We start from the raw sequence: 11288 nt of genomic DNA, 5'->3' as shown, positions 1-11288 counted from the left end.
GGTCGCCGGTCCGGCCGTCCGGGGCGCCGGAGCGGCGTCGCGCGCGTAGCGTCGAGAGGGAAGGGAGGACGCTACACCCCCCTGCAAGCCCTCGTCCTCGGCGTCGACGAGCAGGAGTCCCCCCACCACGACACCCTGCGCGACGCCGACGACCTCGCCCACACCCCCGTCGTCGTCGCCGACCTCCACTCCGCCCTGCCCGCCATCGTCGCCGGCGCCCGCCACGCCGCGGCGCTCGCAGGCCGCCCCACCCCCCGCATCGCCTACGTCATGACCGACGGCGGCGCCCTGCCCGCCGCGTTCTCCCGCACCATCGCCACCCTGCGCGACACCGGCTGGATCGACACCTGCATCACCGTCGGCCAAGCCTTCGGCGGCGACCTCGAAGCCGTCACCGTCCACACCGGCCTCCTCGCCGCCCACCACGTCACCGGCGCCGACCTCGTCGTCGTCGCCCAAGGACCCGGCAACCTCGGCACCGGCACCCGCTGGGGCTTCTCCGGCGTCGCCGCCGGCGAAGCCCTCAACGCCGTCGCCACCCTCCGCGGCCGACCCGTCGCCTCCCTGCGCGTCTCCGGCGCCGACCCCCGCGACCGCCACCTCGGCATCTCCCACCACTCCCTCACCGCCTACGGCCGCGTCGCCCTCGCCCCCAGCGACCTCCCCCTGCCCGTCCCCACCCCCGACATCGAGAACCTCCCCGGCTGGGGCCCCGACCTCACCGCCCGCATCACCCACCAGACCCACACCCTCGCCGCCCCCACCGGCCGCCACCACCCCGTCCACGTCCCCGCCGGACCCGACCTCCTCCACGCCCTGCACGACACCCCCGTCCGCCTGTCCACCATGGGCCGCGGACTCGACACCGACCCCGCCGCCTTCCTCACCGCCGCCGTCGCCGGCGCCCACGCCGAGTCCCTCAGACCCGCATGACCACGACGCAGGGGGACCACGACCACCGCCGGCCCGGCCCGGCCCGCTTCACCGCCGTCACCGCACTGGCGCTCGCGGCCGTCCTCGCCGCCGCGACCAGCGCCCCCTGGAGCTGGGAGGCACCCACCTGGCTCAGCGACCTCGCCCGCGACCCCACCGGCCCGCCGCCCGAGAACGTGCCCCAGGAAGCACCCACCGCACCGCAAGAGCTCGAGACCCCCCTCGACGCGACCGGCATGTCCTTCGACGCCTACCTCCTGTGGTTCCTCGGCGCCGTCGTCCTCGTGGTCCTCGTCGTCCTCGCCCGCCGCCACCTCCCACGGCTCCTCGCCCGACGACGCCACCGCGACCTCCTCCTCGCCCCACCCGGCGACACCGCGCTCCTTGCGCAGGACCAGGTCGTCCCCGAGCTCCGCGACGCCGTCCACCGCGTCCGCGCCCACCTGCGAACCCCCGACGCCGACCCCCACGACGCCGTCGTCGCCGCCTGGGTCGCCCTCGAGCACGCCGCCGCCCGCGCCGGCACCCGACGCGACCCCGCCCAGACCCCCACCGAGTTCACCACCGCCGTCCTCACCAGCACACCGGCCGACCCCCACGCCGTCGCCACCCTGCGCCGCCTCTACCACCGCGCACGCTTCGGCGAGAACCCCCTCGGCACCACCGACCTCGACGCCGCCCGCCACGCCCTCACCCGCATCGCGACCGACCTCGGCGCCCCACCCGACACCGCCGCCCCCACCGACCACCGAGCACGACCGTGAACCCCCGCGCCCGCCGGGCCCGCCTCCGCCCCACCGACCGGACCACCCTGCGCACCGCCGCCACCGTCGTCGGGCTCGGCATCCTCCTCACCACCCTCGGCGCCTCCCCCGCCCACACCCTCACCCTCACCGCCCTCGGGATCGCCGCCACCCTGCTCCGACACCGCACCGGCTACGCCGGCGACACCGTCTGGCCCCACCTCCCCACCCTCCGACGCGACGGCAACCGACGCGACGTCTCCGACCTCGGCTGGTCCGTCCTCGGACGCGACGGACGCGTCACCCCCTCCGCAGCACGCCGCATGCGCCACCTCACCGACCAGACCCTCGACCGGCACGGCACCGGACCCCTCCACGACCCCACGGCAGCACCCGACATCGCCCGCCTCCTCGGCCCCCGCGTCGCCCGCACCACCCACGACCTCACCACCACCGGACGCCTCCCCACCCCCGCCGAGCTGCGCGCCTGGCTCACCGCCCTCGACCGCCTGCCCACCACCCCGGACCGCCCCGACGAAGGGACACCCCGATGACCACCCACCCCGGTACCACGCCGCCCGCGACCCTCGACGTCCCCACCGTCGCCGCGCACGGCCACGCCGTCCTCGACGAGGTCGCCACCGCCGTCGTCGGAGCCCGCGAACCCCTCACCCTGGCGCTCGCGGCCGTCCTCGCCGGGGGCCACGTCCTGTTCGAGGACGTGCCGGGGCTCGGCAAGACCCTCGCAGCGCGCAGCCTCGCGCGCGCCCTCGGTCTCGACTTCACGCGCCTGCAGTGCACGCCCGACCTGCTGCCCTCGGACGTCACCGGCTCCTCCGTGTACGACCCCGCGACCCGGACCTTCGAGTTCCGGCCCGGGCCCGTGTTCACCGGGCTCCTGCTCGCCGACGAGATCAACCGCACCGCGCCCAAGACCCAGTCCGCGCTGCTCGAGTCCATGGCCGAGCATCAGGTCACCGTCGAGGGCACCACGTACCCGCTGCCCCGGCCCTTCCACGTCGTCGCGACGTCGAACCCCGTCGAGCACGAGGGCACCTACCCGCTCCCGGAGGCCCAGCTCGACCGCTTCATGGTCCGGCTGTCCGTCGGGTACCCGGACCGCGACGAGGAGCGCGAGGTCCTCGCCCGCCGCATCGCGCGCCGGCACGACGACCCCGTCGTGCGCCAGGTCGTCGACCGCGGCACCGTCCTCGCCATGCAGGCCGCCGTCGAGCAGGTCGACGTCCACCCCGACGTCCTCGCCTACTGCGTCGACCTCGCCGCCGCGACCCGCACCCACCGCGACCTCGAGGTCGGCGCGTCGCCCCGCGGGTCCCAGAACCTCGCGCTCCTCGCGCGCGGCGTCGCCGTGCTCGACGGGCGCGACGTCGTGCTCCCCGAGGACGTCAAGCGCGTCGCCGTCCCCGTCCTCGCGCACCGCCTCACCCTCACGCCCGGCGCCTGGGCCGCCGACCTGCGCCCCGAGGCGCTCGTCGACGACCTCCTGCGCACCGTCCCCGGACCCGCCACCGTCGGCCGGGCCGCATGACCGGCCCCGGGACGCCGGACCCCGACGCGCCGCCGCCGTGGCGCACCACCGTCCACCTCGGTGCCGGCCTCCTCCTCGGCACCACGCTCCTCGCGCTCGGCGTCCTCGTGCGCCGACCCGACGTGGCGCTCCTCGGCGTCGCGCCCCTCCTCGCCGCGGTCTGGGGCTGGATCCACCGGCCGCGGGGGCCCGTCACGCTCCGCGTCGTCCTCGACCCCGCGGCGGCTCCCGGCACCGTCACCGCGCGCACGCACGCCCACGTCCCTCCGGGCGTCGAGCTGCTGCGCCTGCGCGGCGTCGCCCCGGGCGGCCTCGTCACCGAACGCCTCGTCGACGTCACGCGCGGCTCGCGCGACCTCGCCTGGCACGCCCCGTCGGTCCGCACCGGCCCGACCGACACCCTGCGCGTCGACCTCGCCGCCTACGGGCCCGACGGCGTCGAGGAGCAGCCCCCGCACGTCGCCGCCGGGCCGCGGCGCCTCGTCCTGCCCCGCGCCACGCCGCTCGGCCGCACGCCCCTGTCCTCCCGCCTGCGCGGGCTCTCCGGTCCGCGCACCTCCCGCCGGCCCGGGGACGGCACCGAGCTTCGCGACGTCGACGCGTACCGCCCCGGCGACCGCCTGCGCCGCATCGACTGGCGCGCCACGGCCCGCCGCGCACCCGACCTCGACACCCTGTACGTCCGCCGCACCTACGGCACCGCCGAGGCCACCGTCGTCCTCGTCGTCGACTCCCGGGACGACGTCGCCCCCGACCTCGCCACCTGGAACGGCGTCGGCGAGCAGCGCCCCGACGAGCCCACGTCCCTCGACCTCGCGCGGCACGCCGCCGCGTCCGTCGCGCACGCCGTCCTCGCCGACGGCGACCGCGTCGCCCTGGACGACCTGGGTCGCCTCGCCCGGCCCGTCCGCCCCGGCGGTGGACGGCGCCACCTGCGCCGCATCCTCCACGGGCTCGCCCTGGCCCGGCCCGTCGGCGACCCCACCGCGCGCCACCGACCGCCCCAGGTCCCGGCCGGCGCCGCCGTCTACCTCTTCTCCACCCTCCTCGACGACGAGGCGCCCCGCCTCGCCCACCAGTGGCACGACACGGGCCACGTGGTCGTCGTCGTCGACGTCCTCCCGCCCGTCAGCGTCGCCGACGTCGACGAGCACGTCGCCGTCGCCTGGCGCATCACCCGCCACGAGCGCGACGCCCGCATCCACGAGCTGCGCCGCAGGGGCGTCACCGTCGTCCGCTGGTACGACGGCACCCCTGACGCCGACGGCGCCCGCGGCGCGCTCGAGCTCGCGGCACGACGCCTCGACCGGCACCCCGCGGGCGCGACCCCGGGCGGTCGACCATGAGGATGCCCGCACGTCGCGAGACCGTCACCGCCGGGCCGCCGCCCCTGCTCGTCGTCGAGACGGGCCCCACGTTCCCCGCGTGGGCGGCGCGCGCCGCCCTGCTCCTCCTCGCGACCGGGTTCGCGGCCGCCGCCCTCCAGACGACCGGGCTCGCGCCGTCCTTCGTGTGGGGCGTCGCCGTCGGCCTCGGTGTCCTCACCGCGTACCTCCCCGCCCCGCCCGTGCCCCACCTCCTCGTCCTCGTCGGTGGCGTCGTGCTCCTCGTGGACGGCACCGCGCCCTTCGACCCCGCCGTCCTCGCCCTCCTCCCGCTCGGGCACCTCGTGCTCCGCACCGCGTGGTGGAGCGACCACGTGCCGCCCGGAGCGCGCGCCGAGCTGCGCGCCCTCGCGCCCGACCTGCGCCGTGTCGTCGTGCTCCAGGCCGCGCTGCTCGTCGTCGCGCTCGCCGTGCGGTCGGTCGCGCTGGCCGACGTCTCGTCCGCGGTCGCGGCGGCGCTCGGTGGCCTCGCCGTGCTCGGCGTCGTCCTGCTCGTGCGGCCGCGCGACTGAGCACTCGTCCTGCGAGGACCGCGCCCCGGCACCACGATGGACGCAGACGGCACCCGCGCCGTCGTCCCGCCGCCGTCCCGGCGCGCGTCACCGACCCCGAGGAGGCAACCCATGGCTGCTCGTTCCGACCTGCCGAAGTACACGGTCCCGTCGCTCACCCCTGAGGAAGGGGCCCAGGTCGCCGGGATCCTCCAGGAGCGGCTGCACGCGCTCAACGACCTGCAGCTCACGCTCAAGCACATCCACTGGAACGTCGTCGGCCCGCACTTCATCGCGGTCCACGAGATGATCGACCCCCAGGTCGACGCCGTCCGCGCGATGGTCGACGCGACCGCCGAGCGCATCGCGACCCTCGGCGTCTCCCCGCAGGGCACGCCCGGCGCGCTCGTCGCCGCCCGCACCTGGGAGGACTACTCCCTGGGCCGCGCCTCGACGATCGCGCACCTCGGCGCCCTCGACGAGGTGTACGTCGGCGTCATCACGGCCCACCGCGAGGCGGCGGCCGCGACCGAGGAGCTCGACGACGTCACCAACGACCTGCTCATCGGGCACCTGCACGACCTCGAGCTCTTCCACTGGTTCGTCCGCGCGCACCTCGAGTCGACGGGCGGCGACCTGTCCACCGAGGGTGCGCGCACCGAGGCCGGCGCCGCGCGCAAGGCCGAGGAGGCGGCGGCCGGTCAGCCCTGACCCCGCTCCCCTCCACGGCCGTCGTCCCGACGGCGACCGGGCCCCGTCACGCGAGTCGTGGCGGGGCCCTCGCTTTTCGGGGCTGGTTGGCGAGGTTCCCGCTCGGGGTGCGGGATGCATGGGTGCGCTTGGCACACTATTTATTTCGGGAGGAGCGTAGGGTCTCGGCATGACCGATCCGCACGCCGCACCGCCGCCCGTCCGCCAGCTCCGGCTCGTCGTCGAGGCAGAGGACTACGACGCCGCCCTCGCGTTCTACCGCGACGTCCTGGGCCTCCCCCAGCAGATCGCCTACGGGGACGGCGAGGACGACCGGGTGGCGATCCTCGACGTCGGGCGGGCGACGCTCGAGATCGCCTCCCCCGGGCACGTGCGGGCGATCGACGACCTGGAGGTCGGGCGTCGCGTCGCGGGGCACCTCCGGGTCGCGCTCGAGGTGGACGACGCCGAGGGTGCGACCGACCGGGCCGTCGGCGGCGGGGCGTCGCTCGTCGCCCCGCCGACGCGCACCCCCTGGGGCTCGCTCAACTCACGCCTCGACGCCCCCGCGGGCCTCCACCTCACGCTGTTCCAGGAGCTCGGCGGCGAGGAGGGCGTCCCGTCCGGCGTCGTCGCCGAGACCGGGCCCCGCGACGATCCCGCTCCCCACCGGGGCTGACGCCTCGACCCAGGCCCGCCGGACCTGCTCGAAGCGCGTCGGGAGCGGCGCCCGCACGGCCCCGTAGCGCGCGTTCGTGCGGTGCACGAACCGCCGCCACGACAGCACGAGGCCTTGCTTCGTGATGGGCAGGCCGCTGGACACCGTGACGCCGTTGTCGTGCGTGTGGTGGACCGTGAGCAGCAGCGCGCGCGGCACCGACCCCTCGAGGTCCGCCGCGAGCACCTCCCGCACCGCCATCCAGCGACGCAGCACGACGACGACGCTCGCGCTCAGCACGTGCTCGCGCACCGTGCGGTGCTTGCCGTGCGTGAGCACGACCCTCCCCTCCCCCGCGCGCTCCGTCGCCGGGCCGAGGTCGATCGCGTCGACCGTGCAGCGCAGCAGGTCGCCATAGCGCGCGCCCGTCGCGCGCGTGAGGCCGGCGATCACCGCGAGGCGCACGGTCTCCGGCTTCGCGGCCTCGACCATCGCCTCCGTCGCCAGCAGGCGCCACACCCACTCGGCCTCGTCGAGCGTGACGGTGGGGCGCGGGTAGCGGGACGCGGCACTGGTGCTGGTGCTGGTGCTGGTGGTCGCGCGGCCGGCCGTGTCCGGGCTGGTGGGTGAGGTCGCGTCGTCGGGCATGGGTGGACCCTACCGCTTGGCACACTTTTTGTGCCGAAGTGACTGGCGGGCGTGTCGCCGCCAGGAGCGTCGCGACCCCTGACCGCCGAATTGAATACGTATGCAGAATGCTGCATACTCGTGCCCATGTCCAAGGTTCTCACCTCCCTGCCCGTGGGAGAGCGCGTCGGGATCGCGTTCTCCGGGGGCCTCGACACGTCCGTCGCCGTCGCGTGGATGCGCGACAAGGGCGCGGTGCCGTGCACCTACACCGCCGACATCGGCCAGTACGACGAGCCCGACATCGGCTCCGTGCCCGGTCGCGCGACCGCCTACGGCGCCGAGATCGCGCGCCTCGTGGACTGCCGCGCCGCGCTCGTCGAGGAGGGCTTGGCCGCGCTCGCGTGCGGCGCGTTCCACATCCGCTCCGGCGGCCGCGCGTACTTCAACACCACTCCCCTGGGCCGCGCGGTCACGGGCACGCTCCTCGTCCGCGCGATGCAGGAGGACGACGTCCAGATCTGGGGCGACGGGTCGACCTTCAAGGGCAACGACATCGAGCGGTTCTACCGCTACGGGCTGCTCGCCAACCCGCACCTGCGCATCTACAAGCCCTGGCTCGACGCGGACTTCGTCGCAGAGCTCGGCGGCCGCAAGGAGATGTCCGAGTGGCTGCTCGCGCACGACCTGCCGTACCGGGACAGCACCGAGAAGGCGTACTCCACGGACGCGAACATCTGGGGCGCGACGCACGAGGCGAAGACGCTCGAGCACCTCGACACGGGCATCGAGACCGTCGACCCGATCATGGGCGTGCGGTTCTGGGACCCCGCGGTCGAGATCGCGACCGAGGACGTGACGATCGGCTTCGTCCAGGGCCGTCCGGTGACGATCAACGGGGAGGAGTTCGAGTCGGCCGTCGCGCTGGTCCAGGAGGCCAACGCGATCGGCGGCCGCCACGGGCTCGGCATGTCCGACCAGATCGAGAACCGCATCATCGAGGCCAAGAGCCGCGGCATCTACGAGGCCCCCGGCATGGCGCTCCTGCACGCCGCGTACGAGCGCCTCGTCAACGCGATCCACAACGAGGACACCCTCGCGCAGTACCACGCGGAGGGCCGCCGCCTCGGCCGCCTCATGTACGAGGGCCGGTGGCTCGACCCGCAGGCGCTCATGATCCGCGAGTCGCTCCAGCGCTGGGTCAGCACGGCCGTCACCGGTGAGGTCACGCTGCGCCTGCGCCGCGGCGAGGACTACTCGATCCTCGACACCACCGGGCCCGCGTTCAGCTACCACCCGGACAAGCTGTCGATGGAGCGCACCGAGGACTCCGCGTTCGGCCCGATGGACCGGATCGGTCAGCTCACCATGCGCAACCTCGACATCGCCGACTCGCGGGCCAAGCTCGAGCAGTACGCCGGCATCGGGATCGTCGGCACCACGCACGCGGCGCTCATCGGCGCCGTGCAGGCCTCCACCGAGCTCATCGGCGCGATGCCCGAGGGCGGCGCCGAGGTCATCGCGTCGCGCGGCATGGCCGAGGGCGACGACGCGCTCCTCGACCGCGCCGCGATGGAGTCCGGCACGGACTGACCGCCACGACGCCCGTCGGCGGCGCCCGGGTCGACGACCGACCCGGGCGCCGTCGCGGCTAGGCTCGCAGGGTGAGCGCGGGCACCGGGGAGCTGTGGGGGACGATCGCCGGCCCCGTCGACCACGAGCTGGTCGTCAAGAAGTCCCGCTTCCTCGCGCACCTCTCCCCCGTCCCGTCCGTCGCCGCAGCCGACGCCGTCGTCGCGCGCGTGCGCAAGGAGCACTGGGACGCGCGCCACCACTGCGTCGCGCTCGTCGTCGGCCCGCACGCCGACCAGCAGCGCTCCACCGACGACGGCGAGCCCTCCGGCACCGCGGGCATCCCCATGCTCGAGGTGCTGCGGCACCGGCACGTGACCGACGTCGTCGCCGTCGTCACGCGGTACTTCGGCGGCGTCCTGCTCGGCGCGGGCGGCCTCGTGCGCGCCTACTCGAGCGCGGTGAGCGAGGCGCTCGACCTCGCGCGACCCGTGCGCCGCGCCGTGCTCACCGCGGTGCACGTCGACGTCCCGCACGCCGACGCCGGGCGGCTCCACGGCGTCCTGCGCGACTGGTGCGACCACCACGACGGCACGCTCGAGGGCGTCGACTACGGCACGACGGCCGCGTTCACCGTCCTCGTCCCCCCGGCCGAGCTCGACCGGTTCGACGCCGACCTCGCCGCCGCGTCGTCCGGCGCCCTCGTCGCGCGCCGGGGCGACAACCGCGTCGTCGACGTCCCCGCCTGACCGCGCCCGCACAAGAACCCCGCACACCGCGAGGTAGAGCCGTGGTCGCGCGAGGTAGACCCGTGGTCGCGCGAGGTAGAGCCGTGGTCGCGCGACGTAGAGGCCCGGTCACGCGAAGTAGAGCCGTCGTCGCGTGACGCAGAGCTGCTCGCAGGTCGATGCTTGCTCGCTCGACCCGTCGGTGCAGGCGACCACGACAAGCCGGGCCGCCACCGCCGTCGGGCCGAGAGGCGAGGCGAGGGCAGCGCACCCGCCCGGCGCCTGCAGTGCCCGGCCGACCACGCCTCTACCCGGCGGACCAGGCCTCTACCTCGGCCGACCGGGGCTCTGCCCCGGCGGACCACGCCTCTACCTCGGCCGACCGGGGCTCTGCCCCGGCGGACCACGCCTCTACCTCGGCCGACCGGGGCTCTACCTCGGCCGACCCGGGCTCTGCCTCCGCGTCAGGCGCTGAGGCCGTCCGGGCCGACGACGGCGCCGTCGGGGACGCGAGCGGAGCCGCCCGGGTCGGCGAGCTCGGCCTCGCCGGTGACGGTCACGCCGGAGCCGAAGCTCCAGTCCCCGCGCACCGTGAGCGAGCGGGCTGCGCGCAGGGACGGGGTGCCGTCGTCGAACCGGGCGTCGAACGCGGCGATGGTCTTGTAGTGAGCCGGGTCGAGGTCCACGAACGGCGCGTCGGTGCGCGCGACGAACCGGTATGCGTCGTCGAGGTCGTAGACGTCGGAGCGGAGCACGAGGAGGTCGTTCGTCGTCTTCACCGGCAGGAACCGGTCGCGGCCGACCTCGATCGCGACGGCGCCGTCGAACACCTCGACCGCGGCCCCCATGGCGGACTCGATCTGCACGACCTCGGGCGACGACGGGTCGGTCGGGTCGACCGTCTTGGTGTTCTTGATGAGCGGGAGCTCGAGCACCCCGCCGGTGCGGTCGAGCTCGGCCGACAGCGCCTCGAGGTCGAACCACAGGTTGTTGGTGTTGAAGTACCGGTGCCGGCCGATGTCGGCGGCGGCGTCCTGGTCCTCGGCCGGGGTCTGCGCCGTCTCACGCAGGACGAGGCGCCCGTCGCTGCGGCGCACGACGAGGTGGCCGCCCTTGCGGTCCGCGGGCGTGCGGCGTGCGACCTCGGCGGCGAACGGCGCCCCGCTCGCGGCGAACCAGCCGGCCATCGCGGCGTCGGGCGCGGCGCCGAGGTTGTCGGAGTTCGAGACGCTCGCGTAGCGGTACCCGGCGTCGAGCAAGGCGCGCAGCGCGCCGGACGCGTAGAGGGCGGTGTACAGGTCGCCGTGGCCGGGCGGGCACCACTCCAGCTCCGGGTCGGCGGGCCAGTCGACGGGCGTGAGGTCGCTCGCGAGGAGCTTGGGCTCGCGGTTCTGCAGGAAGTCGAGCGGGAGGTCGCCGACGGCGAGGTCGTCGTGCGGGGCGAGCGCGGCGAGCGTGTCGGCCTGCGTGCGGAACGAGTTCATGAGCAGCAGCGGCAGGGGCGCCCCGGTCGCGCGCCGGGCGGCGCGGACCTGCGCGACGATGACGTCGAGGAAGGTCAGCGGTCCGCCGTCGGGGCGCCGCGGGTCGGCGTCACGCACCGTGAGGAGCGACTTGGCGCGGTCCATGCCCATCGAGGTCCCGAGGCCGCCGTTGAGCTTGATGACCGCGGTGCGGTGCAGCGCCTGGCGGGCGGCGTCCTCGGGCACCTCGAGCTCGTCGCGGTGCGTGACGTCGGTGAGCGGCCCGACGTCGGCCTCGGGGATCATGCCGGTCGCGCCGGACTCGAGGAGCCGGTAGAACCGGGCGAAGACGTCGACGGCGGCGGGCGCGACGCCCGCGTCGCGCATGCGGTCGGTGGACTGGCTCAGGCCCTGGCTGCTCATGCCCCGATGGTAGGGGCGCGACGCGG

Annotated in this window: 11 protein-coding genes and 1 pseudogene; 10 read left to right on the top strand and 2 right to left on the bottom strand. The window is 75.5% G+C overall.

Features of this window, described 5'->3' with window-relative positions; all coding sequences use genetic code 11:
- The 8 genes from GWJ10_RS11995 to GWJ10_RS11960 all read left to right on the top strand — a co-directional run.
- Positions 1-933 (top strand): DUF3866 family protein (locus tag GWJ10_RS11995; protein WP_163187645.1); only part of this gene is annotated, 933 nt, incomplete at its 5' end.
- Positions 930-1697 (top strand): DUF4129 domain-containing protein, encoded by a 768-nt coding sequence (locus GWJ10_RS11990; protein WP_163187643.1) that lies wholly within the window; start codon positions 930-932, stop codon positions 1695-1697. The genes GWJ10_RS11995 and GWJ10_RS11990, both read left to right, overlap by 4 nt.
- On the top strand, positions 1694-2230 hold the full coding sequence (locus GWJ10_RS11985) for a hypothetical protein (protein ID WP_163187641.1): 537 nt from the start codon (positions 1694-1696) through the stop codon (positions 2228-2230). The genes GWJ10_RS11990 and GWJ10_RS11985 overlap by 4 nt, the downstream gene beginning before the upstream one ends.
- A complete protein-coding gene (locus GWJ10_RS11980) occupies positions 2227-3225 on the top strand; it encodes a MoxR family ATPase (protein WP_163187639.1) in 999 nt (332 codons plus the stop codon). The genes GWJ10_RS11985 and GWJ10_RS11980 overlap by 4 nt, the downstream gene beginning before the upstream one ends.
- On the top strand, positions 3222-4571 hold the full coding sequence (locus GWJ10_RS11975; protein ID WP_163187637.1) for a DUF58 domain-containing protein: 1350 nt from the start codon (positions 3222-3224) through the stop codon (positions 4569-4571). Before GWJ10_RS11980 ends, GWJ10_RS11975 begins: the two co-directional genes overlap by 4 nt.
- A gap of 2 nt (positions 4572-4573) precedes the next feature.
- Positions 4574-5122, top strand: a complete 549-nt coding sequence (locus GWJ10_RS11970; protein ID WP_163187635.1) for a hypothetical protein — start codon at positions 4574-4576, stop codon at positions 5120-5122.
- A gap of 111 nt (positions 5123-5233) precedes the next feature.
- Positions 5234-5812, top strand: a complete 579-nt coding sequence (locus GWJ10_RS11965; RefSeq protein WP_021483850.1) for a DNA starvation/stationary phase protection protein — start codon at positions 5234-5236, stop codon at positions 5810-5812.
- Positions 5813-5981: 169 nt separating this feature from the next.
- Positions 5982-6470 (top strand): VOC family protein, encoded by a 489-nt coding sequence (locus GWJ10_RS11960; RefSeq protein ID WP_163187633.1) that lies wholly within the window; start codon positions 5982-5984, stop codon positions 6468-6470.
- Between the two features lie 30 nt (positions 6471-6500).
- Here the strand turns inward: GWJ10_RS11960 and GWJ10_RS20080 are convergent.
- A pseudogene (locus GWJ10_RS20080) lies at positions 6501-6941 on the bottom strand (hypothetical protein); the annotation flags it as partial.
- Between the two features lie 282 nt (positions 6942-7223).
- On the opposite strand from GWJ10_RS20080, the gene argG reads away from it, so the two are divergent.
- On the top strand, positions 7224-8669 hold the full coding sequence (argG, locus tag GWJ10_RS11950; protein WP_086150413.1) for an argininosuccinate synthase: 1446 nt from the start codon (positions 7224-7226) through the stop codon (positions 8667-8669).
- 71 nt (positions 8670-8740) lie between these two features.
- Positions 8741-9397 carry a YigZ family protein gene (locus GWJ10_RS11945; protein ID WP_163187631.1) on the top strand — a complete coding sequence of 219 codons (657 nt, stop codon included), beginning with the start codon at positions 8741-8743 and terminating at the stop codon, positions 9395-9397.
- A 443-nt stretch (positions 9398-9840) separates the two neighbouring features.
- Here GWJ10_RS11945 and GWJ10_RS11940 read toward each other — a convergent pair whose 3' ends face one another.
- The gene (locus GWJ10_RS11940) at positions 9841-11262 is read right to left on the bottom strand and encodes a UTP--glucose-1-phosphate uridylyltransferase (RefSeq protein ID WP_163187629.1); all 1422 of its coding nucleotides are present in this window, start codon (positions 11260-11262) and stop codon (positions 9841-9843) included.
- Positions 11263-11288: the final 26 nt, after the last annotated feature.

The sequence above is a fragment of the Cellulosimicrobium sp. SL-1 genome, from assembly GCF_011033075.1.
GTDB lineage: Bacteria > Actinomycetota > Actinomycetes > Actinomycetales > Cellulomonadaceae > Cellulosimicrobium > Cellulosimicrobium funkei.
This window is presented reverse-complemented; position numbering and strand designations above follow the sequence as displayed.

Coding starts and splice junctions, on each gene's coding strand:
- GWJ10_RS11940 (WP_163187629.1), bottom strand. CDS start 11,262: ATGAGCAGCCAGGGCCTGAGCCAGTCCACCGACCGCATGCGCGACGCG.
- argG (WP_086150413.1), top strand. CDS start 7,224: ATGTCCAAGGTTCTCACCTCCCTGCCCGTGGGAGAGCGCGTCGGGATC.
- GWJ10_RS11975 (WP_163187637.1), top strand. CDS start 3,222: ATGACCGGCCCCGGGACGCCGGACCCCGACGCGCCGCCGCCGTGGCGC.
- GWJ10_RS11960 (WP_163187633.1), top strand. CDS start 5,982: ATGACCGATCCGCACGCCGCACCGCCGCCCGTCCGCCAGCTCCGGCTC.
- GWJ10_RS11980 (WP_163187639.1), top strand. CDS start 2,227: ATGACCACCCACCCCGGTACCACGCCGCCCGCGACCCTCGACGTCCCC.
- GWJ10_RS11965 (WP_021483850.1), top strand. CDS start 5,234: ATGGCTGCTCGTTCCGACCTGCCGAAGTACACGGTCCCGTCGCTCACC.
- GWJ10_RS11990 (WP_163187643.1), top strand. CDS start 930: ATGACCACGACGCAGGGGGACCACGACCACCGCCGGCCCGGCCCGGCC.
- GWJ10_RS11970 (WP_163187635.1), top strand. CDS start 4,574: ATGCCCGCACGTCGCGAGACCGTCACCGCCGGGCCGCCGCCCCTGCTC.